The sequence below is a fragment of the Chitinolyticbacter albus genome (assembly GCF_024437655.1).
Classification (GTDB): Bacteria; Pseudomonadota; Gammaproteobacteria; order Burkholderiales; family Chitinibacteraceae; genus Chitinolyticbacter; species Chitinolyticbacter albus.
Map to the genome: position 1 here is coordinate 1 of NZ_JANBVF010000005.1, position 20549 is coordinate 20549.

At 61.6% G+C, this 20549-nt stretch carries 23 protein-coding genes and 1 tRNA gene; 10 read left to right on the forward strand and 14 right to left on the reverse strand.

Features of this window, described 5'->3' with window-relative positions; all coding sequences use genetic code 11:
* The 3 genes from NLI84_RS04035 to NLI84_RS04045 all read right to left on the reverse strand — a co-directional run.
* Positions 1-1471 (reverse strand): PAS domain S-box protein (locus NLI84_RS04035; RefSeq protein WP_255988343.1); only part of this gene is annotated, 1471 nt, incomplete at its 3' end.
* 63 nt (positions 1472-1534) lie between these two features.
* Positions 1535-2329: a DUF2145 domain-containing protein gene (locus NLI84_RS04040; RefSeq protein ID WP_255988345.1), complete on the reverse strand. Its 795-nt coding sequence runs from the start codon at positions 2327-2329 to the stop codon at positions 1535-1537.
* Positions 2326-2784: a hypothetical protein gene (locus NLI84_RS04045; protein ID WP_255988346.1), complete on the reverse strand. Its 459-nt coding sequence runs from the start codon at positions 2782-2784 to the stop codon at positions 2326-2328. Before NLI84_RS04045 ends, NLI84_RS04040 begins: the two co-directional genes overlap by 4 nt.
* 136 nt (positions 2785-2920) lie before the next feature.
* Between NLI84_RS04045 and NLI84_RS04050 the strand changes: the two genes are divergently transcribed.
* A complete protein-coding gene (locus tag NLI84_RS04050) occupies positions 2921-3793 on the forward strand; it encodes a DMT family transporter (RefSeq protein ID WP_255988347.1) in 873 nt (290 codons plus the stop codon).
* A 63-nt stretch (positions 3794-3856) separates the two neighbouring features.
* Here NLI84_RS04050 and NLI84_RS04055 read toward each other — a convergent pair whose 3' ends face one another.
* The 3 genes from NLI84_RS04055 to NLI84_RS04065 all read right to left on the reverse strand — a co-directional run bounded on the left by NLI84_RS04055 (position 3857) and on the right by NLI84_RS04065 (position 9088).
* The gene (locus NLI84_RS04055) at positions 3857-5860 is read right to left on the reverse strand and encodes a glycoside hydrolase family 19 protein (protein WP_255988349.1); all 2004 of its coding nucleotides are present in this window, start codon (positions 5858-5860) and stop codon (positions 3857-3859) included.
* A gap of 323 nt (positions 5861-6183) precedes the next feature.
* On the reverse strand, positions 6184-8217 hold the full coding sequence (locus tag NLI84_RS04060) for a carbohydrate-binding protein (protein WP_255988350.1): 2034 nt from the start codon (positions 8215-8217) through the stop codon (positions 6184-6186).
* A gap of 103 nt (positions 8218-8320) precedes the next feature.
* Positions 8321-9088: a pseudouridine synthase gene (locus tag NLI84_RS04065; RefSeq protein WP_255988351.1), complete on the reverse strand. Its 768-nt coding sequence runs from the start codon at positions 9086-9088 to the stop codon at positions 8321-8323.
* 32 nt (positions 9089-9120) lie between these two features.
* Between NLI84_RS04065 and rlmH the strand changes: the two genes are divergently transcribed.
* Complete coding sequence (gene rlmH / locus NLI84_RS04070; protein WP_255988352.1) at positions 9121-9591, forward strand: 23S rRNA (pseudouridine(1915)-N(3))-methyltransferase RlmH; 471 nt, start codon at positions 9121-9123, stop codon at positions 9589-9591.
* Between the two features lie 101 nt (positions 9592-9692).
* Complete coding sequence (locus NLI84_RS04075) at positions 9693-10277, forward strand: Maf family protein (RefSeq protein ID WP_255988353.1); 585 nt, start codon at positions 9693-9695, stop codon at positions 10275-10277.
* A gap of 243 nt (positions 10278-10520) precedes the next feature.
* Here NLI84_RS04075 and NLI84_RS04080 read toward each other — a convergent pair whose 3' ends face one another.
* Positions 10521-11294: a pseudouridine synthase gene (locus tag NLI84_RS04080; RefSeq protein ID WP_255988354.1), complete on the reverse strand. Its 774-nt coding sequence runs from the start codon at positions 11292-11294 to the stop codon at positions 10521-10523.
* A gap of 204 nt (positions 11295-11498) precedes the next feature.
* Positions 11499-11574 (reverse strand) — tRNA-Thr (locus NLI84_RS04085).
* A gap of 185 nt (positions 11575-11759) precedes the next feature.
* On the opposite strand from NLI84_RS04085, the gene NLI84_RS18935 reads away from it, so the two are divergent.
* The 6 genes from NLI84_RS18935 to NLI84_RS04115 all read left to right on the forward strand — a co-directional run bounded on the left by NLI84_RS18935 (position 11760) and on the right by NLI84_RS04115 (position 15263).
* Positions 11760-11939, forward strand: a complete 180-nt coding sequence (locus tag NLI84_RS18935) for a type IV pilin protein (RefSeq protein WP_284699810.1) — start codon at positions 11760-11762, stop codon at positions 11937-11939.
* Positions 11940-11961: 22 nt separating this feature from the next.
* The gene (locus NLI84_RS04095) at positions 11962-12393 is read left to right on the forward strand and encodes a hypothetical protein (protein WP_255988356.1); all 432 of its coding nucleotides are present in this window, start codon (positions 11962-11964) and stop codon (positions 12391-12393) included.
* 85 nt (positions 12394-12478) lie between these two features.
* Entirely contained in the window at positions 12479-12664 is a 186-nt protein-coding gene (locus tag NLI84_RS19125; protein ID WP_308445815.1) for a prepilin-type N-terminal cleavage/methylation domain-containing protein, read from the forward strand.
* Positions 12665-12707: 43 nt separating this feature from the next.
* A complete protein-coding gene (locus NLI84_RS04105; protein ID WP_255988357.1) occupies positions 12708-13517 on the forward strand; it encodes an ABC transporter permease subunit in 810 nt (269 codons plus the stop codon).
* Positions 13518-13522: 5 nt separating this feature from the next.
* Entirely contained in the window at positions 13523-14356 is an 834-nt protein-coding gene (locus NLI84_RS04110) for a hypothetical protein (protein ID WP_255988358.1), read from the forward strand.
* Positions 14357-14366: 10 nt separating this feature from the next.
* Positions 14367-15263: an ABC transporter ATP-binding protein gene (locus tag NLI84_RS04115; protein WP_255988359.1), complete on the forward strand. Its 897-nt coding sequence runs from the start codon at positions 14367-14369 to the stop codon at positions 15261-15263.
* A 118-nt stretch (positions 15264-15381) separates the two neighbouring features.
* Here NLI84_RS04115 and cysN read toward each other — a convergent pair whose 3' ends face one another.
* From cysN to nadD, 4 genes are all read right to left on the reverse strand, one after another.
* Positions 15382-16821: a sulfate adenylyltransferase subunit CysN gene (gene cysN / locus NLI84_RS04120; RefSeq protein ID WP_255988360.1), complete on the reverse strand. Its 1440-nt coding sequence runs from the start codon at positions 16819-16821 to the stop codon at positions 15382-15384.
* An 86-nt stretch (positions 16822-16907) separates the two neighbouring features.
* Positions 16908-17834: a sulfate adenylyltransferase subunit CysD gene (gene cysD, locus NLI84_RS04125; RefSeq protein WP_255988365.1), complete on the reverse strand. Its 927-nt coding sequence runs from the start codon at positions 17832-17834 to the stop codon at positions 16908-16910.
* Between the two features lie 135 nt (positions 17835-17969).
* Positions 17970-18341 (reverse strand): ribosome silencing factor, encoded by a 372-nt coding sequence (gene rsfS, locus NLI84_RS04130; protein ID WP_255988366.1) that lies wholly within the window; start codon positions 18339-18341, stop codon positions 17970-17972.
* Positions 18338-18973 (reverse strand): nicotinate-nucleotide adenylyltransferase, encoded by a 636-nt coding sequence (gene nadD, locus NLI84_RS04135; protein ID WP_255988368.1) that lies wholly within the window; start codon positions 18971-18973, stop codon positions 18338-18340. Before nadD ends, rsfS begins: the two co-directional genes overlap by 4 nt.
* Before the next feature lie 162 nt (positions 18974-19135).
* On the opposite strand from nadD, the gene NLI84_RS04140 reads away from it, so the two are divergent.
* Positions 19136-19780 carry a hypothetical protein gene (locus tag NLI84_RS04140; protein WP_255988369.1) on the forward strand — a complete coding sequence of 215 codons (645 nt, stop codon included), beginning with the start codon at positions 19136-19138 and terminating at the stop codon, positions 19778-19780.
* 211 nt (positions 19781-19991) lie between these two features.
* Here the strand turns inward: NLI84_RS04140 and NLI84_RS04145 are convergent, their stop codons facing one another.
* Both NLI84_RS04145 and NLI84_RS04150 read right to left on the reverse strand, forming a co-directional pair.
* Positions 19992-20273 carry a chorismate mutase gene (locus tag NLI84_RS04145; protein WP_255988370.1) on the reverse strand — a complete coding sequence of 94 codons (282 nt, stop codon included), beginning with the start codon at positions 20271-20273 and terminating at the stop codon, positions 19992-19994.
* 39 nt (positions 20274-20312) lie between these two features.
* On the reverse strand, positions 20313-20549 hold the full coding sequence (locus tag NLI84_RS04150) for a hypothetical protein (RefSeq protein WP_255988371.1): 237 nt from the start codon (positions 20547-20549) through the stop codon (positions 20313-20315).

Here is a 20549-nt window from a genome sequence, read left to right on the forward strand (position 1 = left end):
TCAGTACCAGCGGCTTGCCGTGGCGCTGCTGGCGGGCAAAAGCCTCGGCAATGCGCTTCATGATCGCGCGCCGGTTGGGCAGACCGGTCAGCGTATCCTCCTGCGCCATGCGTTCCATCTTCGCCTGTGCGGTCTTGAGCGCGGTGATGTCGTAGCCGAGCACGTAGTAGCCGTCGCCGGCCATCGCTGGCACCGGGACCAGGCTGATCTCGATATGGCGGCCGTCGCGCAGCGTCTCGAACTGGACACGATGACCGGTGAGCACCTGCTCCTCATAGTGATCGAAGTATTCGCGTTCGCCCCAGATCTCGCGCATATGGCGGCCGGCCAGGTGCAGGTAGCGCATGCCGAACCAGTCGCCGTAGGTGGCATTGTTGAAGCGATAGACCATGTCCGGCCCCACATGCGCGATCAGGCCGGGAATGTTGTCGGTCAGCGAGCGCAGCTGGTTGCGGGTGTGCTTTACCTCGTCCAGCGCGCCTTGCAGCGCGGTGTTGGTCTGGTTCAGCACCCCCGTGCGCTCCACTACCCGGGCTTCCAGCTCGGTGTTGAGCCGGGCGAGCTTTTCTTCCGCCACCTTGCGGTCCTGGATGTCCTCGAGCACGACGATGAAGTAGGACTGCTCCAGCTGAGGGCGGGCGAGCGAGAGGGTCACGTTGAACCAATGCTGCGCGCCGCTGGCAAGGCGGAACAGCAGGTCGATACTAAAACCGTCCTGCTCGCCCAAGCGCAGCCGGGTGCCCTCCGCCTGCACCCGCAGGTAGTCGCTTTCACTGATGAAGTCGGTGAAGCTCAAGCGCTTGAGCTCCTCGAGGTCATAGCCGAGCAGTTCGGTCATGCGCCGGTTGGCACGTAGCCATGTGGCGGGCGGGCGGGCGTGGGCAATACCGACGGCGGCCTGTTCGAACGTGGCGCGAAACTGTTCTTCGCGCTGGGCGCGTTCGGCCTCCAGGATGCTGTGCGTCGCCTGGCTCATGTAGCTGGCCTCGCGCGCATGCAGCTCCTTCTGGACGAGGCCGGCGAGGTCGACCAGCGTGTCGCGCTCGGCTGCACTGAGTCGGCGCGGTACGCGATCGATCACGCACAGCGTGCCCAGACACACGCCTTCCAGCGAGACGAGGGGGTAGCCGGCGTAGAAACGCACGCCAGGCGATCCGGTGACCACCGGGTTGTCGTGAAACAGCGCATCCACGCGGGTATCCGGAATTTCCATCAGCTCGCGGCCGAGGATGGCATGGGCGCAGAACGAGGCCTCGAGCGGTGTCTGCAGCTCGGTCAGCCCGTGGCACGATTTGAACCACTGCCTGTCCTCGTCGATCAGCGTGACCAGCGCGATCGGCACCTGCAGGGTACGCGCAGCCAGCCGGGTGATGCGGTCGAACGCTTCCTCGGGCGGGCTGTCCAGCAGCTCGAGCTGCTTCAGGATGGCAAGTCGGCGGTCTTCGTCGGCGGGCTTGGGGGTGGCGGGCAAGGCGGGTCTCCGTGCGATGCAGCATTCATCATAAGCAGCTGACGCAAGAGCTGCCCAACCGGATCAGCCCGCTTTGTCCACCCGCACCGTGGTTTCGTGCCAACCCTGTGCCGGTCGCGTCCAGAACCGCGCCAGCGATTCGACGGTCACCGTGCGGATGCGGTCGGAGAACCGCAACTCGTTCGGGTGATCGTCGAACGCCACATTGGCTTTGAACACGCGCCCGCCCAGCCGGGTGAGCGTGGTGAGCTTGAGCTCGGTCGGCTGGTAGCCGGCCAACCTGAGCCAGCTCTGCGCTGCCTCGCGGCTGTCGAGGCTGAGCTCGCGCGATTGCACGGTGGCCACCGTTTCCAGCAGCCACTGGTTGGAGTTCTGGTAGCGCTGTGTATACGGGTAGGCGACCACGCTGTAGGCCGGCTGGTGCAGCGCGCGCAGCGCGGCAGGATCCTGCAGCCGGGCCTTGAGCGCCGCTGCAATGGCTGGCGGCGGCACCAGGATGGCGGCCTGCGGCGCGTGGACGGCATCGAGAAAGAAGTTGGCGAGGCCATGCTGCCACAGGTCCGAGCGCGCGGTGCCACATTCGTTCAGCAGATGCACCACCCGCCATGGCGCGCCGGGTGTTTCGCGCCAGACGAGGCCGGCGTGCGAGTAGAACAGGCCGTATTTCGACAGGTCGGTGCCGACGCGCGCCAGCACGGCCACGTCGCCATCGAGGGTGTCGAGCTTTTCCGCCACCGCTTGCGCCAGCGCGAGGCCGGTTTGGACCTCGGTCACCGTGAGCGGGCGCTCCTCGCAACTTTGCCCGGCCTGGGCCACCCCGGTGGCGACGAGCCCGGCCATCAGCAGTGCGAGCTTCATGGCGTGGCTCCAGCAAGCCGTGCCTCGTGCAGCAGCGCCTGCCCTAGCGTGTTTGGAATAAAGGCCAGCACCTTGCCTGATGCCACCAGCAGTGTGCCCCCGGTGGCGCTGACCGCTTGCACTGACTTGCCGATCGCAAGGCCCGATTGTTCCAGTGCCGAGCGGGCGACGGTGACCGAGGCCTTGCCGCTGGCCTGTCCCGATTCCAGCAGCAAGGTCACGGCATCGGTTCCGGCTTCGGCGATGCCGGTGATGATGTAGGCCGAGCCCATCGCCGAGCCCAGTATCGTTCCGGTGACGGGGTGGCCGGCCTGGCTGGCGGCCGATGGTGCCAGCGCGATGGACATGGCGCCGATCGAAATCTGCTCCGACGGCGTTTTCTTGCCGGAAGGGTCGAGACCCTGTCCATGAGCCGTTGCGGCGGCCAGGCCGATGATGGTGATCAGATAACGCATTCCCTGTTCCCCCAATGCGGGCCGGTCGGCTCGCGACGTTCGCTGGGCGTCAACCGGCTGCGGCTATACTGGCGCACTGCCGCCGGCGCCGGGTTGCCGATGGCATTCTTTACGCCCCGCCTGTCAACCTCGTCACATGCCGTTACAAACCCTCGCCGCCGTCTTCCTGGTGCTGGTCTGGTCGACCACGGCGCTCGCCATCAACTGGAGCGTCGCTGGCGTGCCCTATCCGCTTGCGCTGCTGTCGCGCTTCGCAGTTGCCGCGCTGGCCGCCTTCGCGCTGCTGGGTCTGGCGCGCCGGCCATGGCGCTGGTCGCGGCGATTGAGCCGGGTGTGGCTGTTCAGCGGGCTCGGCACCAGCGTATCGATGTTGTGCAGCTACTGGGCTTCGCAATACATCGCCTCCGGCGTCGTCGCCGTGGTGTTCGGACTGATTCCGCTCACCACCGCGCTGTTTGCCCACTGGTGGCTGGCCGAGCGGCTGGACCGCCATGAACTCGTCGGCATCGCGCTGGGCGTGGCGGGGCTCGCCACGCTGTTTTCCGAGCACCTGCACCTTGATGCCGCCGGCCTGCCCGGCCTCGCTGTCTTGCTGTTGGCCGTGGCGCTGCAATCGGCGGTGGCGGTCCGGCTCAAGGCCGAAGCGACCGAACTCGATCCCTTCGTGGTGAACGCCGGCGCGCTGGCGGTCTGCGCCGTGGTAAGCGGCATCGCCTGGCTGGTCCACGGTACGCCCCTGCCGGTAAGCCCGATCGATGCCCGTGCGCTCGCTGCGATCGGTTACCTGGCGCTGATCGGCTCGGTATTGGGCTTCGGTGTCTATTACTGGCTGATCCGCGAGTGTCGCCCAGGGCAGGTGGCGGTGCTGTCGCTGGTGTCGCCGGCGGCAGCGCTATGGCTGGGCCATGTGCTCAACGCCGAAGCCGTCTCCGCGCGGGTGCTGGCCGGAACCGGGCTGATCCTGGTCGGGCTGGTGCTGCATCAGCGCAACCAGCTGCTGCGCCGTTGAATGTGTCGCCCCGAATAAAAACGGCGCCCCGTGGGGCGCCGTCGAGTTGGAGCCAGGCTCCGCTTACTTGGTATTGTCGATCACGACCTGGCCATTGAACTTCACCTGGCCGCGGAACATGTAGTCGACGCACTGCTTGTAGTCACCGGTGTTGGCGAGGCTGAACGGCATTTGGTAGTCGACCAGCTGGCAAGCCCACGATACGCCGCCCGGATTGTTGGCGTTGTAGCCCCAGTTCTTATCCAGATACGCCTTGGTGGCAGCGGCCGAGCCCGGCTGGAAGCCCTTCATCGACGCGCAACCGAGCTGTTCACTCGCCGGGATGGTCACGCCCATCTCGCGGGCGAACTCGCGATACGCGGCGATGCGGTTCAGCACTTGCTGCTTCTCGGAGCCGCCGCCGCACTCGATGCCGCCGTTGATGATGTGCACGGTGGCGCCGAAGCCCGGGCTCATGTTGTTGGCCTGATCGACCGCGTTCGGCACCCAGGTGCCATCAACGACCCAGGTCATCGGCGGCTTGGGCGATTGCGGGTAGACGGCGAACCAGATGGCCGAGGCGAAGTTCAGCCAGGTATCGGCGACGCGGCCCGGGTTATCCAGCAGCACGTTGGCATCGCCGTACAGCGACTTGCTGAACTGACCGTAGTTGTAGTTCCACGACAGCTGCTTGGAACCGCGGCCGAAGTAGTCGATGAACTGACCCGAGGCGTTCTGCGCGCACGGGTAGAAGATCGAGAAGATCGAGCTGCCGGCACCGCGGAAGCAGTCCTGATACGCGCCGCTCGCCGAGCCTTCGGTCATGCCCGATTCGCGCAGATACCACAGACCCTGCTTGTACGACGGAATCGCGGCGTTCTGATCCATCGTTGCCAGTACCGGGTTGTTCTGCGCCGGGTAGGTGCGGGCGGTGGCCGGGGTCAGCGCCGGCCAGTTGGCACCGGTTTCCTGGACAAAGTGGGCGAACGACGTCGCCAGAAGCTTGCGGCAGATGGCATCCGAATCGCGACCGTCGCTGTAGGTCGTGCAGTACGCCGGGAACTTGGCGACGCCGCGCAGGAAGTTGGTATAGGTGTAGGCGACGTTGCGCACCGGGAAGAGCGAGTCGAACCTGGCCTCGTTCATCACGGCTTCAATGCGCTTGACGTTGGCCGGATTGGCGGCGCGGCCCGGCACGACGGCGTTGACTTCGCTGTCCGGCAACACGGCCAGCGCAGCGCGGATCCGCGCGATCGCGGCCGCATCGGTACCGGCCTGCGACGCCAGCGCGTTCTCGGCAGCGGTGAATTGTGCGTCGGTCGGGTAGCCGGCCGGGGCGGCGATGAAGGTCACCTGCGGCTTGTAGCTGGCGACCGGGCCGGGGGTCGGCGTCGGCACCGCCGGAGTCGGCGACACGGTGGGCTTGGGAGTCGGCGTGGCCGTTACCGGCGTCGGCGTCGGGGTATTCACGACCGGCGTCGGCGTGGCGGGCTTGGGGGTCGGCGTTGCGGTCACCGGTGTTGGTGTGGCTGGAGTGCCGCCGCAGGCGCCGATGTCCTTCCAGACGCCCCATGCGCCCGATTGCGCCGGGTTGTCGTTGTTGGTCCACCACTGGGCTTCGTAGTTGCGGCCGTTATAGGTCACGCGCTGGCCGCCGGTGTAGACGGTGCCGGCCACCCAGGTCGGGTAGCAGGCAGTGGTCGCCGGGGTCGGCGTGGCAACGACAGGAGTCGGTGTCGCTGCAACCGGGGTTGGCGTCGCGGGGCGTGGTGTCGGGGTGGCGGTGGCCGGGGTTGGCGTAGCCGGGACAGGAGTGGCAGTCGGCGGCGTACCGGTGCTGGTGCCGAGCGACTTCCACAACGTCGGCGTGGCCGCCGGGTTCCAGTTGGCGCCGACGTAGGCGGTATGGGTGACCAGCGCCTCGTAATCGATGCCGTTGTACGTGACCTTGGTACCGGCGGCGTAAGTGGTGCCTTCCTGCCACGCGACATAGGCGTGGGCCAGTGAGGCGGGCAGTACGACCGGGCCGAGCGTGCCGAATGCAATCAGGCACGCCCCGGCAAGCTTGCGCATGCGCAGGGTGTTCATCGCTCCATCCTTCTTTTATATGGTTTTAATGCGCGGCTTCCGTGCGGGATATGCCGCGCGCGGGATTATCATAACGCAGCGTTGTAAGAAAAAAACGGGCACTACAAAGTCGCGACGATGATGGGCGCGCGCGGTAACGAAGCTATGCGCGCCCATGCAAGCAAAATCGCGGGGCTGGTCTTGTTCAGGTCAGGCAATAGGGCCTATTCATACCGTTTGTCGTTGACGATCGGTTGATGTTTGCCGCTGCCAATGAAAACGGCGCCTGTGAGGGCGCCGTACATACGCCGGCGGCGATGCTGCCTGCCGCCGGATCCTGGGGACTATCCCCGGCCAGGCGCCAATGGTGGGCGTGCCGGTTGATAGCGGTAGGCCGCGCTTGATACGCCGGCTGTGCGCGTGGCTTGTTGCTGGCGGGCACTGCTGGCCACTGGGGGCATCTGGGTCGGCTTGAATTGCGTCGGCGTCTGGGTGGGTATGAACTGTGTAGGCGTTGGCAGCTGCGGGCAAGACGCCAATGGGCCGGCGACGACTTCCCAGAGTGCTGGATCGAGCGTCACCGTTCCGTTGGCATTCAGAACAGGCTCATTGTCCGGACTGGAAAGGTGTGCCTGTTTAGCGCCGAACAAGCCATATGCAGTCGAGGTCCACTGCGGCAAGGGAGTGACGAAAAAGCTGCCGGTTCGTGGAAACACCACCGTATTGACTGAATACGCCTGATTGGCCTGCCAGCGTGATGGCTGCGTTTGTGGCGGGCACGGCAAGGGGTTGTTGCGCACCGGAACCGGATTCACTGTTACCCGCGCCGGGGTCGGCGTCACGCCGCCGAAGAAACCCAGCTGGCTCTCGCTGACCACGCATTGCGCATAGTTGGCGTTGCACACCTTGAGCCGGTAGATGCCGCTGGGCAAGTTTGTCGAGCCGTAACCGCCGTAGCTGCTGCGGTTGTTGAGGATGTCGTCCTGTACCCACAACCGGGTGCTGGAGTACACGGCGCTACCGTTATCCACCAGTTCCAGGTGCCAGCTGGTCGGTGCCAGGCCCAGCACCTGCGCATCCACGCTCCAGTTGATCTTGGCCAGATTGGCGTCGCCCATGCTGCCCGACAGCGTCCAGCTGATGGCGCGGTCCGGGCCGGCGGGTAGCGGTTGCGGCACGGTCGGCGCCGGCGGCGGGGTGTAGTCCGGCGGCACGGGTGTTGGTGTGAGCATGCCGATAAAGCCGCGCTCGTTGCTGGCATAGCACGGCGCATCGGGCTGGCTGTCGCGGCAGACCAGTACGCGATAGCCGCCGGGGGCCGAGTTCTGCAGCTCGCTCGCCACGGCGATCCCACCGTAGTAATAGGCGCCCACCTCGCCCGCGCGCTGTACGACCGGATCACTGAGCGGGAACAGTCGGTTACCTGGGCCCTGCAGCGCCCAATAGGTGGGCACGAAGGCGGTGTCGGCTTCCTTGATGGTGAAGGCGATGTCGGCCACGGTCATGCCCATGGCGTTGAACGCCCATTCAATCGGCGCGGCGGAGATCGGTGGCAGCGGCGTTGGCAGCGGTGTTGCCACTGGGGTAGGTAGCGGTGTCGGTAGCGGCAAGTACAAGGTTGGCGTGACGACCCGCGTAGGCGTAGGTGTCGCAGTACTGATCGGCCCGGTGGTGCAAGGTCCGATATGGCGCCACGGCCCCCATGGATTCTTGAGATCTGGCACCTCGCCCTGCACCCACCATTTGGCTTCGTACAGTTCACCCAGATGGCACACACGTAGCCCGCTGGTGTAAACCTGACTAGCCGACCAGGCGGGCGCCACGGCTGTTCCGGGTGGTGTCGGCGTGGGGCTGGGCGTCAAGGGCGATGGCTGCGGCGTCACTGGCGTGGGCGTGACGGTCCAGCACACGGCGGGCGCCGGTTGCGGGGCCCAATAGCTGCGATTGCTCAGGGCCGTTCCGGCGGGCACCGGCTGCACTGCAAGGTAGTTGGAACGGCTGGGGCAACTGGTGTTGGGGTTGAGCACCGTATAGACGCAGGCACCGCTGGAGTAGCTGGCACTGGCAGACCAGGCGGCATAGGCGCTGGTGCAGCCGGTCGGCGTCGGGCTCGGCGTGCTGCCGGCGGTGGGGCCCAGATCTCGCCACAGTGTGGGCGTGGCGGCCGGATTCCAGTTGGCGCCGACGTAAGCGGTGTGACTGACCAGTGCTTCGTAGTCACGTGCGTTGAACGTGACCTTGCTGCCGGCGGAGTAGCTGGTGCCTTCCTGCCACGCCGTATAGGCGTGAGCCATGGCGGCAGGTAATACGACCGGGCCGAGCGTGCCGAACAACAGCGCGCACGCCCCGGCGAGCTTGCGCAAGCCTGGGTTTTTCATGATCTCTTCCATCCATCGTTGTTGTGGTGTGGCATGTGTGCATTTTTATGCCCATGCCCGATGCATGCTTGCAGATGGACGAAAGCGGTTCAAGCGCCGAATGTCAGCCTCGTGGCGTTTCCGGACGACTGGGCCAGTGAAGCGCTTCGGGCGAGATTTGCGTCAGCAACGTCGTTGCGCTTGCGAATTGCTCGCCCTGCTGCGGCGCAAGCGCATAGGCGTGGCGTTGCCCTTGCCAGTCGAACGCCAGTTGCCAGGCATGCAGATAGCCGCGATCCGCGGGTGCGCCACCGTAGCGCGCGTCGCCCAGGATGGGCGCGCCGAGGCTTTTCATTGCCACGCGCAGCTGGTGCGTGCGACCGGTGAGCGGGCGCAGCAGATAGAGTCGTAGCCCTTGCCCCAGGCCATAGCTGAAGAACTGCGTCACCGCGTGCTGGTCGGCTTCGCGGGTAAGCCGCCAGTTGCCACCGCGCCCCGGTGCCATGCCGCCGGCGGTGGTGCCCTGTTTCCTGGCCGGCTTGCGATCGGACAGCGCCACATAGTACTTGGCGATGGCGCGCGACTCGAACAGCGCACCGAACTGCCGTGCGGCATCTGCCCCGCGCGCAACCAGCACCAGGCCAGAGGTGATGCGATCGAGCCGGTGCACCGGGTTGAGTTCGCCATCGGCCAGCTCGCGCACCGCATCCATGAAACCGGGCGTGCCGGCTTCGCGATGAAAACTCATCCCGGCAGGCTTGTGGCAGAGCAGGAAATCCGGATGGCGGATGAGGATGTCGACTTTTGCCGGATCCTGCGCGGCCAGCGGCTGCGCTTTCTGCGCGCCGGGGTTGGCTGGTTCGGTGGCGGAATGCGGCGTGCTAGAGTCCATGCTTTGGGCGCTACGCGCATCGGGAAAGGGCTGTGAAGCTTATCATCATCGCCGTCGGCCACAAGATGCCGGACTGGATCGTGGACGGCTTTGCCGAATACCAGAAACGGCTGCCGCGCGAGTTCGCGCTTACGCTGATCGAGCTCAAGCCGGACAAGCGCGCCGGCAGCAAGACGCCGCAGCAGGTGATGGCAGAAGAGGCCGAGCGCATCCTCGCTGTCGTGCCGCAGGGCGCGCGCGTACTGGCGCTCGACGAGCGCGGCGCCAACTGGACCACGATGAAACTCGCCGAGGCGATGAAGGCCTGGCACGCCGATGGTCGCGATACCGTGTTCATCATCGGCGGCACCGACGGGCTAGCCCCCGGCGTGAAGCAGCGTGCCGACCAGCTGCTGCAGCTCTCGGCCATGACCTTGCCGCACGGCATGGTGCGTGTGCTGCTGGCCGAGCAGCTCTACCGTGCCTATTCCATCCTGCACAACCATCCCTACCACCGGGAGTGAAGGCCGGGATGGATGCGCTTGGTGCAAGCCGCAGCACGTCGTCATCGTCCAGTTCGCCCGAGCCGCGGCGCATATCGCCCTACTGATTTCAGGAATATCGCATGGATCTCTATCTCGCCTCCGCCAGCCCGCGCCGCCGCGAGTTGCTTGGACAAATCGGCGTGCAGTTTGAACGCATCGTCTGCGAAATCGACGAAACCCCGCAGGCCGGCGAAGACCCGCATGCCTATGTACTGCGCCTGGCCCGCGCCAAGGCAGAGGCAGGTCGCGCCGCCATGCTGCACCAAGGCTTGCCGGTGCTGCCGGTGCTGGCCGCCGATACGACCGTGGTACTGGATGGCCGGATTCTGGGCAAACCGGCCCATGCCGGGGAGGCAAGGCAAATGCTGACTGCGCTTTCCGGCAGTACGCATAGTGTGCTGACCGCATTGGGCCTGGCCGTGGGAAATCAGATCGACACGGTTTTATCGGAAAGCCAGGTGCAGTTTGCCGCGCTGACCGAGGCGCAGATTGCCACCTATGTCGCCAGCGGCGAGCCGATGGACAAGGCGGGGGCCTACGGCATACAGGGGCGCGGCGGTCTGTTTGTGGCGCGGCTGGAAGGCAGCTTCACCGGCGTGGTGGGGCTGCCGCTCCATGAAACCGCGACCTTGCTGGGGCGGCACGGACTGGGTTTGCTGGCGTGATGCGCGCTGCATTGCGTTGGACGGGGTCGATGCGCCGTTGCCGGGCCGCAGGGGCAATCAATGGCGAGGCGCTTACTCTGCCGCAGCGGTGTTCCCGGCGTGGCAAATGGCGTTGAGGTTTACCCCAAGCTGGACGCCGGATGTGGGCAGTAGCCTGTAGTCGCGGAACTGCATGGCGTACACAAAGGCGGCCTAAGCCGTCCTTCATTCAAGCCGCCGGGAACCCACGACCGGATGCCAGTTTCATCGGCTGGCGCTTTTGCCGACTAGCGCTTGAACCTCTTCCAGCGCGAGCATGCGCCATTGCCCCTTGTCCAACTCGCCCAGGCGCAGCGCGCCGATGGCGACGCGGACCAGTCTGAGCGTGGCGATTTCGTGCGCGGCCAGCAGGCGCCGGATGTGGCGATTGCGTCCTTCATCGAGCACGATCTCCAGCCAGCTGTTCTTCTCGCCCATACGCAGCAACTGGACCGCGCGGGCGGCGAGCCGCTCGCCATCGACCATGACTTCGCCGCGCAACCGGGTCAGCAAGGCGTCGTCTGCGGGCCGGTCGATCTGCACGTGATAGGTCTTGGGCACGTGGCTCGCCGGGTCGGTCAGCCGCGCCGCCCAGCCGGTGTCGTTGCTGAAGAGAAGCAGTCCCTCGCTCGCCTTGTCGAGCCGACCGACCGGACCTATCCACGGCAGATCCGCCCCTGCGAGGCACTGATAGACCGTGTCACGCCCCCGGTCGTCCTGCGCCGTGGTCACCAATCCGCGCGGCTTGTTCAACATCAGATAGACAAAGCGCTGCGCCGCGACGGCCTCACCGTCGACAGCGAAGCGATCCTGCGCCAGATCGACCCAGGCGATCGGATCGCGTATCAGCTTGCCATTCACCGCAACCCGCCCGGCCCGCACCAGCGCCTCTGCCTGGGTGCGCGAACAGACGCCCAGCTTGGACAACGCGCGCGCCAGCCCGGTGCGTGAGCCTGGCGCAGCGGTTTTGGCGGTTCTGGACGGTGATGGTGGAGGCATAAAGCTTTCAATAAACGGCGTCTACGGCGCCGAGCGGCCCATTTTTGTAAGCGATGTGACGAAAATCGTCACTCTGGCCGGACTGGCGAGGGGCGCCTCGCGTGATTCGTCCTGGCAGGACGGTTCCGACCGTCGGGGACATCCGGTGTATGCGTGCCCCCAGCCCAAGCAAAAGCCCGCCAGAGGCGGGCTTTGCGGTGTTCCTGGTGCCGTTGATGTGAATCGAACACACGACCTACTGATTACGAATCAGTTGCTCTACCGACTGAGCTACAACGGCGGAAGGCGCGATTATAGGGCAAACCCGGACACGTTCCAAGCGATCAGCCTTGCTCTACCCGACGGGTTTTGCCGTTTATCTCCCCTATCCCACCGGTGGCAGGGGGCTTTTGGAGGTGGCACAGCACTTGCTTATGATCCACCACGCCCCCCGGGGAGTAGACAACGCTACAGGAGCGCTCTGAGATGAAAAAGATGCAAAAGGGTTTCACCCTGATCGAACTGATGATCGTAGTCGCCATCATCGGTATTCTGGCTGCCATTGCCATCCCACAGTTCAACGAATACCGCGCGCGGACTAACGACACTACTGCGCAAGCTGATGCAAAGAATGCCATGACTGTAATGACTGCGGCTCAAAAGTAATTCCCTTTTGGAGATAATTGAAATGAACAAAATTGCATATGTATTCGCGGGTGTCATTGGCATGGCTGCTTCTTTCGCAGGAGCGACTGCAATTCCAGCTGGTGGCCAAATCACTGTTGTGGCATGCCCAGTGCTGGGCGAGCCGGTCACTTTGAATTTCTCGAAGAATGTCAGCGCTGCTTATTCGTGCGATGACACTACTAGCAACATGCGTGTGGCGACCTGCCATTCCGGCGGTAGCCGGAAGCCGCTTCCAGTAGTCTGCGCAAGCGCCGACGACGGCGCTGGTGGGGTGACTTGGAATGCGCCGGGTTGCACCACAAATGGTGCCACAGTGACTATCAGCAACTATCGCGGGTATCGCTCTAATAATCAGGGTGGTGTGCTGGGTGTTTATGACCTTGGCGGCGCTTGCTCTGCAGCAACAGCGGACTCTGTTTTGACTGCGCAGTAAGTTTGCTGACAAAGGCGTTGTTGCCGGCAGGCGCAACGCCTTTTTAAATTCTTTAGCTTATGTCACGACATCCGATGGAGGCAATATGCAGCTCTGTGCCCAGAGAGGATTTACGTTGATCGAGCTGATGATTGTTGTTGCTATAATTGGCATTTTGGCGGCAATTGCGATCCCGCAGTTCAGTGAATATCGTGCACGCACCAATGACACCACAGCGCAGGCTGATGCAAGAAATGCAATGGTTATATTGCGCGCGGCTGAGCGAAATTGAGTTGGTTGTGTGTTAATTTCAAGACAGTAAAAGAGTAAAGTGCATGATGGGTGTCCCAGAATATACGGTGGGATTGCGTTTGTGTATTCGGATTGGCTTTCTCAAAATCCTCGCAGGATTTTGTTTGGGCTTGGCAGGCGCGGCATGGCTTGCGGGAGAGTTCAGCGGCCGACAGCCTGCAACAGTTGCGTTGGATGTTGGTTTATCATTTGCACACTTCGCCATTCTTTTGCTGGGAATTGTTTTTGCTCAGGAGCTCTTCGCTAAAGAGTTTGAGCGTAAGTATTCGTTGATTACGCTTTCTTACCCCATTTCGCGGCGACGGTTTGTGCTGGCGCGTTTCGCAGCGGCTTACACCCTCTTGATCGGTTCATGTCTTGCAATGGCGTTAAGCTTGGTCATCGCAACCATATTCGTCAGCCAGAGTTACGAACAAGCGCGCGTCGTGGACTTAGGGTTGCCCTATGTCTGGACGTGGTGCTTGATCGCCTTAGAAGCTTTTTTTGTGCTTGCACTTGCTACGTTGTTTGCGTGCGTCGCGCGTTCACAGGCCTTTGTACTGTTAAGTACCGTAGGTTTATTTGTAGTTGCTCGTTCCTTTTCTGCGATGTTGTCATTAATCGAAATGGATCGAACTCTCGTTGAGCAGCCTGGGCACTATCAAGTGGGTCTTGAGACAATTGGCTTTCTTCTTCCTGATTTGAGTGCCATTGATATCCGAGCGGCCTCTCTGTACGCCAGTATGACTTTTGTACCAGAGAACTGGTGGTTGTCTTCATTGTCCGTTCTTTTCTATGCACTGATGCTGCTCAGCATTGCGATTTTTATCGTAGATAGAAAGGATTTGATTTGAGTCGGATGGCGAAATACACTCCTTTGCTGCTTGCCTTGGGATGCTTTTTTATATTCGTATTTACTTCCATCTTAGAGAAGCGCCAGCAGCCCCACAAGGCCGAGAATATCGTGCTAGAGCGCGTGGTCCTTTCTCCCGTGCTGCAAATATTGCTGAACGGCGGGGATCCTTTTCTTGCAGCCAATCTTGAATTGATGCGTGTATCTTCGACATGGAGCGGCGATATGGCCGCTGCTGGTGTGGATGCACGTTTCAGGTTAAGAGCCTACAAACTCGTTTCTGAAATGAATCCGTGCCACGAGGATAGTTATTACCAAGCTAATGCTTTGCTGGCGTGGGAAGGTGGTGCGGCTGATGCAAATACAATCTTGACGCGCGCAACGAAGTGTAGGTTTTGGGACGAATTCCCTCCCTTCTTTTTGGGCTTTAATAGGCTTTATTTCTTTGATGATTCCATTGGGGCGTCCAAAGCTTTCAGGCAGGCAGCGAACCGATCGATAGGCAATAAATCGGTCTTTAAGAGGTTGGCGATTATGTCTATTGTCGAGTCTGCGAGGAGTGAAGCTGATGCACTTTCTATGTTAAAGAAAGAAGTGGAAAAATCTCGAGACCCTGCGTTGCGTAAAATGTTGGAAAAACGAGTTGCCCGTATTGAAGGATTGTTGTTTTTACGGGATGCGCAGAAACAATATGAGCAGAAATTCAAGAGTGGTTTGACGAGCCCCGAGCAACTTATATTTGCTGGGATTGTATCGAGTTTTCCTTCGGATCCTACAGGAGTCGGGTATGAGTTCCTGAACGGAAAATTTCAGCTGAAAACACCGCAATATTCTCAATGAGTTTCTAATAATGTTCCCCGCACTGTCGTTCAATAAGGTTAGTAAGACGTTCAAAGTGCGTGCCAAGTCTGTGGAGGCGCTTAGTGATATTACATTCGATATCCACGAGGGGGAGATCTTTGGACTTGTCGGCCCCAATGGAGCGGGGAAATCGACGACCATAAAGATTGCTTTGGGAATGCTTGGCGGCTATACAGGGGACGTCCGCATCTATGGAAATTCAGCTGAAGACAGTAATGCAAGGCGGCATGTGTCTTATGTTCCAGAAAGCCCGTCACTTTATGAGCAGTTTACGCCAAATGAGTTGCTAAAAACAGCATTAGAGATTCATAAAGTAGACAAGGCAAGCCATGCTCGATTGCGTAATTTGTGGTTGGAGCGACTTTCTCTTGAGGCTGTTGCGTCGAAGCGGTTACGTACCCTTTCAAAGGGCACAGTTCAACGCGTTGCGCTTGCGCATGCGCTAATTGTTTCCCCGAAATTGCTTGTGCTAGATGAGCCCCTCTCGGGGCTTGATCCTGTCGGGCGCAAGGATGTTATTCAGATACTGCGAGATTACAAGCAATCTGGAGGGTCGATGCTGCTAACCTCGCATGTACTGTATGACGTCGAAGAACTAGCAGATAAGTTTGGATTTATTCAGGATGGAGTGCTAGAAATTGCCAAAAATCCTAATTCATTATTGATGGATGTAGCGGCACCGCTATTTAGCGTAAGGTACCATTCTCTGGAGAATTTAACCCCCGATGGGGTGGAGCTGCGAGCAGGCCTTTATGAAATGACTGTGCCCCAAGATGAGTTGATTAATTTCCTTGGGTGGCTCAATGAGAGGCAGGGTTTACTAATTAGCATTAAGCCATTTGTTTCATTGGAGTCCGCATTCTTGGCGAAGGTGCGTCAAGCATAATTTTGATACGGTTGATAGGTAAGTGCCAAGCCTTAATTTGTAGTTAAAAATCAGTTAAATACGATCAAATTATACGCAAGATAAATTTCATAAAAAACGCCCCAAAGAGGGGCGTTTTTTATGAGTGCTGTTTTCTCTTTAGTTGAAATTCCCAGTCTGGGAAATATTGACGTATAACCGAATTGAGTTCACGTTCAAGCTGACGTAGCGACATCGGATCGTCGTCCTTCAAAGCGCTTAGATGTGCTGTAGCTGTTAGAGCAGTGATCATCCCCGCCCCTGCCGTCGCGTTGCTCAGCCTATCGATCACGATGAAGCTGCCGGTGCCGCGGCACTGGGTGTAGGGGTCGAACACCACAGGGGCGTTGACTTCAACGGTGACGAGGGCAATTTCATTGAGGCCGAGCTGGCTGGCCTCGGTTTGCGCCATGGTGTTCACGTCGATGCGGTGGGCGATCTGGCTGATGCGGCCGAACACGCTCTTACCGGCGAGCTTGAACGCATATTCCTTGCCGACCTGCAGCGGTGCTTCGTTCATCCACACCACATGCGCGTCGAACGCCTGGGCCACGCTGGGCTGAGGGTCCTCGGCGCGTACGATCAGGTCGCCGCGGCTGATGTCGATCTCGTCTTCCAGCGTCAGCGTAATGGCCTGGCCGGCGAAGGCCGTGGCTTGTTCGCCTTCGTAGGTGACGATGGCGACAACCTTGGAGCGCTTGCCGGATGGCAGGGCGACGATTTCTTCGCCGGGGGCGATCTGGCCGGCGGCGACGGTGCCACAGAAACCGCGGAAATCGAGGTTGGGGCGGTTCACGTACTGCACCGGCAGGCGGAAGGCGTCGAGCTGTGCGCGCCGGCCGATTTCGACGGTTTCCAACAGCCGCATCAGCGTGCCGCCGTCGTACCACGGCGTCTTGGCCGAGGCGTTGACGACGTTATCGCCCTTCAGCGCCGAGATCGGCACGAAGCGGATATCCGGAATGTTCAACGAACCGGCGAAGTCCAGGTAGGCGGCCTTGATCTCGTTGAAGCGTTCTTCGGAGAAATCGACCAGATCCATCTTGTTCACGGCGACGACAACGTGCTGGATACCCAGCAGGCTGACGATGTAGCTGTGGCGGCGGGTCTGGGTCTGCACGCCGTAGCGGGCATCGATCAGGATCACCGCCAGGTCGCAGGTCGACGCGCCGGTGGCCATGTTACGGGTGTACTGCTCGTGGCCCGGGCAGTCGGCGATGATGAACTTGCGCTTGTCGGTGCTGAAGTAGCGATAGGCGACGTCGATGGTGATGCCCTGCTCGCGTTCGGCCTGCAGGCCGTCGACCAGCAGCGCCAGATCGATTTCGTCCTCGGTGGTGTTGTACTTCTGGCTGTCCTTCTGGATCGCGGCCAACTGGTCTTCGAAGATCAGCTTGGAATCGTGCAGCAGGCGGCCGATCAGCGTTGATTTGCCGTCGTCGACATTGCCGCAGGTGATGAAGCGCAGCAGATCCTTGTTCTCGTGCTGCTTGAGGTAAGCCAGGATATCGTCGGCGATCAGGTCGGATTGGTGGGACATGGTGGTCAGTGCATCCAGAATTCGGGGCGGCCGGTCGCGGCCGGCAGGCGCGGCGCGGGCAAGCCGCCGCCGCAATCAATCAAGGCTCAGAAGTAGCCTTCCATCTTTTTCTTTTCCATCGAGCCGGACGAATCGTGATCGATCACGCGGCCCTGGCGCTCACTGGTCGTGGCCAGTAGCATTTCCTGGATGATGTCCGGCAGCGTCTGGGCGCGGGATTCGACCGCACCAGTGAGCGGGTAGCAGCCCAGCGTACGGAAGCGCACCCACTCCTTGCGGATGGAAGCCTTCTGCTCGGCGGTGAGGTATTGCAGGATGCGCTCGTCGTCGATCATCACCAGCGCGCCGTTATAGCTGACCACTTCGCGTTCGGCGGCGAAGTACAGCGGCACAATCTCGATGCTTTCGAGGAAGATGTACTGCCAGATGTCGAGCTCGGTCCAGTTCGACAGCGGGAACACGCGGATGCTCTCGCCCTTGTCGATCTTCGAGTTGTAGATGTTCCACAACTCCGGGCGCTGGTTCTTCGGATCCCAGCGGTGATTCTTGTCGCGGAACGAGTACACGCGCTCCTTGGCACGGCTCTTTTCCTCGTCGCGGCGCGCGCCGCCGAACGCGGCATCGAAGCCGTACTTGTTCAGCGCCTGCTTCAGCCCTTCGGTCTTCATCACGTCGGTGTGCTTGGCACTACCGGCGGTGAACGGGTTGATGCCAGCCTTCACGCCTTCCTCGTTCACGTGGGTGATGAGGTTCCAGCCCTCGGCCTTCTGCTTGTCGCGCAGCTTGTACATCTCCTGGAATTTCCAGGTGGTATCCACGTGCATCAGCGGGAACGGCGGCTTGCCGGGGGCAAAGGCTTTCTTGGCCAGATGCAGCATCACGGCCGAATCCTTGCCGATCGAGTACAGCATCACCGGGTTGTCGAACTCGGCCGCAACCTCGCGGATGATGTGGATGGATTCGGCTTCCAGCTGCTTGAGGTGGGTGAGGCGCGCTTCGCTGATGGTGTTCATGGGCAGTGCAGATCTCAACGGCCGGCGGCCACAAGCGTGGCCACGGCGGGGTACGGGGTAGCAGCCAAATCTACCGCAACGCAGGTGCGGACTAAAGACGGGCTGGTTATATCGTTATGGAATGCGTGATACCGCTCAGACTGCGGACCACGGCCGGCCGGTGGGGTTGAAGGTCGGCTTCTGGCCGCCCCACAGCTGTTCCAGATCGTAGTAGTCGCGTACGGCGGGCAACATCACGTGCACTACCAGGGTGCCGGCATCGACCAGTACCCACTCACCACTTTCCTCGCCTTCGGTCGAGAGCACTTCGAAGCCCTTGGCCTTGAGCTCGACGGCCACGTTGTTGGCGAGCGCGCGCACCTGGCGATTGGAATCACCGGAAGCCACGACCATGCATTCGAACAGGTCGGTGAGCTCCTCGGTATCGAGGATCTCGATGTACTTGGCCTTGATGTCTTCCAGGGCGGCGACGGCGACGTCGCGCAATTGGGCGGTATATTCGTTCATGCGTGATTCCGGTAGCGCCCGCTGTCCATGATCGCCTGCGCGACCGGGCTTAGCGCCGAGATGTCCTCGCCGCGCGCGAGGTGTGCGCGCAGATCGGTCGAGGAAAACGGCAATAGCGGGCTGGGCAAAACCGACAGTTTACCTTTTGTCAGCTCGCTAGGCTTGGCTTCTACCCGCCGCCCGGCGAATTCTGCGGCGATTTGGGGCGATAAATCGGCAAAATCATGCTCTGAACGGGCCGCCACGACGAGGTGGCCCAGCTCCAGCAAGCGCTGCCAGTCACGCCAAGTATGAAGCTGCGCCAAGGAATCCGCACCGATCAGCCAGACCAGCAGTGCTTCAGGGTGCGCCTGCTGCAGTTCGGTTAGCGTGTCGATGGTGTAGCTGTAGCCGGTGCGGCGCAGCTCGATGTCGTCGGCAACGAGGCCCACCTCGCCGATCAACGCATCGCGCACCCAGCTGTAGCGCTGCGCGGCCGAGACTTGGGGCGTGGCGCGGTGTGGCGGCTCGCCGGTGGGGATCAACCGTACCTCAGGCAGCGCGAAGGTGTCGCGCAGACAGCGCGCCAGCGCCAGATGGCCGTAGTGTATGGGGTTGAAGGTGCCGCCGTAGACGCCTAAACATGCAGACATTTCAGTTGAGTTTTGCAAGGTGTTCTCTGGAATGACAGCCCCTGGGGCTCAGTGCTCAGCATCTTGCTTTCATGATAAAAAGCCAAGCGGGCGCCCGCTGCGAGCGGGTCTGCTGCATCGTGCCACTACCACGTGATTGGCGGAACAGGAGAAACCAACCCTATGAGCAAGCTAGCGATTGTTTTCCTGCTATGCGCCACTGCCCCGTTGGCGGGCATGGCACGGGCGGAGGATGACATCGACTTTGAAGCCTTCGAGGCTTCGAGCCAAGCACTGCATGCCGCCGATGAGGATGCGGCGGCGCAGCGCGCCGCGGTTGAGGCCTTGCCCGCTCGGCTCAAGAACGCATCGTTGGGCGATCGCGCCGGCGCTCACATTGGCGCTGCTGGCGGCTGCGCGATTGAGCTGCCCACCGCCGACCTTGACGCGCTTTCGTCGCTTGCCGTGGCCGAGGCCATCCTCGGCAAGCCGCTGGCCCAGGTGCCACTCGATGGCAAGGTGATTGCACGGCTCACGCTGGATGTGACTCGTACGCCTGAGGCCGCAGAGGCGCTGCGCAAGCGTCAGCACCGTGCCCGTTACAAAACCCAGGAGGAGCGCCAGCTCCTCTCGCGTCTGCGCGCAGGAACCAAGAAGATCAACCCGCAGGCAGAGCCCGTCGACTGTCGTAACCTGCGCGCTCAAGTCGAGGATCTGCTTTCCAATGCGCGCCTGGATGGTGCACTCGCCAAAGCCGAGGCTGTGGGCTTCGTCGTCGAGGAACTGGGCAAGCTACAGCAAACAGATAAGCGGGCCCGACAGGACTAGGTCGGGGAAGTAGTCTTGTGGCCGCGCTCAGGAGCTCAGGTGGTGGCCAGCTTGATGCTGGCGACGGTAGGCCTGGTCAGCACGTGGCCTGCCTGAGTCGGCGGGAACACAGAAGAGGCTGAAAGGTGTCGCGTAGGCTGCGCGCCAGCGCAGATGACCGTAATGGGTTGGGTTGAACGTGACGCTGCCGTGGGCACCGCGCGCGTTCATCTCAAACCCGCTGATGTCGGGCCACCACTTCGTCAAGCAATAGCTGCAGTAGGCGCTGGGCGAATACGGGATCGATGCCCGATTCGCTGGCCAGCGCTGCAAAGCGCGCACGCTGTTGGGCTTCGCGCTCGGGATCGCGAGCGGGCAAGTTCTGCGTTTTCTTCAGTTGGCCTACTTCGGCGGTTACGGCAAAGCGGCGAGCGAGTAGTGCCAGCCATTGGCCGTCGATGTCGTCGAGTTCGGCGCGCAGCGCCTGCAGGGGGGGGAGGCATTTCGGCTCCAATGTCAAAGGCCCGCCGTGGCGGGCCTCTAAGTCGAGAGATCAGTCGTGTGGCGCTAGGGTGGGTGCCGCCCTTCCAATCTCACTATCGTTGAGAATGGGTCTGCCCAGCGCTTCCTCAATCAACTGCAGCTGGGCATAAAGCTCATCCAGCGATTCACCGGAGAGCCAGGTCGGCGTCACCGATCGAGCTACCGGACGACCAAGGTCGTCGTAGTACACATCGAATATCCGCAGTTCGCCATCACAGCGTACAACGCGATGGTTCCAGTGGCTCAC

Bases quoted from the DNA above. Each gene is read 5' to 3' on its own strand.
- NLI84_RS04040 (WP_255988345.1), bottom strand. From the start codon at position 2,329: ATGAAGCTCGCACTGCTGATGGCCGGGCTCGTCGCCACCGGGGTGGCC.
- NLI84_RS04045 (WP_255988346.1), bottom strand. From the start codon at position 2,784: ATGCGTTATCTGATCACCATCATCGGCCTGGCCGCCGCAACGGCTCAT.
- NLI84_RS04050 (WP_255988347.1), top strand. From the start codon at position 2,921: ATGCCGTTACAAACCCTCGCCGCCGTCTTCCTGGTGCTGGTCTGGTCG.
- NLI84_RS04055 (WP_255988349.1), bottom strand. From the start codon at position 5,860: ATGAACACCCTGCGCATGCGCAAGCTTGCCGGGGCGTGCCTGATTGCA.
- NLI84_RS04060 (WP_255988350.1), bottom strand. From the start codon at position 8,217: ATGAAAAACCCAGGCTTGCGCAAGCTCGCCGGGGCGTGCGCGCTGTTG.
- NLI84_RS04065 (WP_255988351.1), bottom strand. From the start codon at position 9,088: ATGGACTCTAGCACGCCGCATTCCGCCACCGAACCAGCCAACCCCGGC.
- NLI84_RS04075 (WP_255988353.1), top strand. From the start codon at position 9,693: ATGGATCTCTATCTCGCCTCCGCCAGCCCGCGCCGCCGCGAGTTGCTT.
- NLI84_RS04080 (WP_255988354.1), bottom strand. From the start codon at position 11,294: ATGCCTCCACCATCACCGTCCAGAACCGCCAAAACCGCTGCGCCAGGC.
- NLI84_RS18935 (WP_284699810.1), top strand. From the start codon at position 11,760: ATGAAAAAGATGCAAAAGGGTTTCACCCTGATCGAACTGATGATCGTA.
- NLI84_RS04095 (WP_255988356.1), top strand. From the start codon at position 11,962: ATGAACAAAATTGCATATGTATTCGCGGGTGTCATTGGCATGGCTGCT.
- NLI84_RS19125 (WP_308445815.1), top strand. From the start codon at position 12,479: ATGCAGCTCTGTGCCCAGAGAGGATTTACGTTGATCGAGCTGATGATT.
- NLI84_RS04105 (WP_255988357.1), top strand. From the start codon at position 12,708: ATGATGGGTGTCCCAGAATATACGGTGGGATTGCGTTTGTGTATTCGG.
- NLI84_RS04110 (WP_255988358.1), top strand. From the start codon at position 13,523: ATGGCGAAATACACTCCTTTGCTGCTTGCCTTGGGATGCTTTTTTATA.
- NLI84_RS04115 (WP_255988359.1), top strand. From the start codon at position 14,367: ATGTTCCCCGCACTGTCGTTCAATAAGGTTAGTAAGACGTTCAAAGTG.
- cysN (WP_255988360.1), bottom strand. From the start codon at position 16,821: ATGTCCCACCAATCCGACCTGATCGCCGACGATATCCTGGCTTACCTC.
- cysD (WP_255988365.1), bottom strand. From the start codon at position 17,834: ATGAACACCATCAGCGAAGCGCGCCTCACCCACCTCAAGCAGCTGGAA.
- rsfS (WP_255988366.1), bottom strand. From the start codon at position 18,341: ATGAACGAATATACCGCCCAATTGCGCGACGTCGCCGTCGCCGCCCTG.
- nadD (WP_255988368.1), bottom strand. From the start codon at position 18,973: ATGTCTGCATGTTTAGGCGTCTACGGCGGCACCTTCAACCCCATACAC.
- NLI84_RS04140 (WP_255988369.1), top strand. From the start codon at position 19,136: ATGAGCAAGCTAGCGATTGTTTTCCTGCTATGCGCCACTGCCCCGTTG.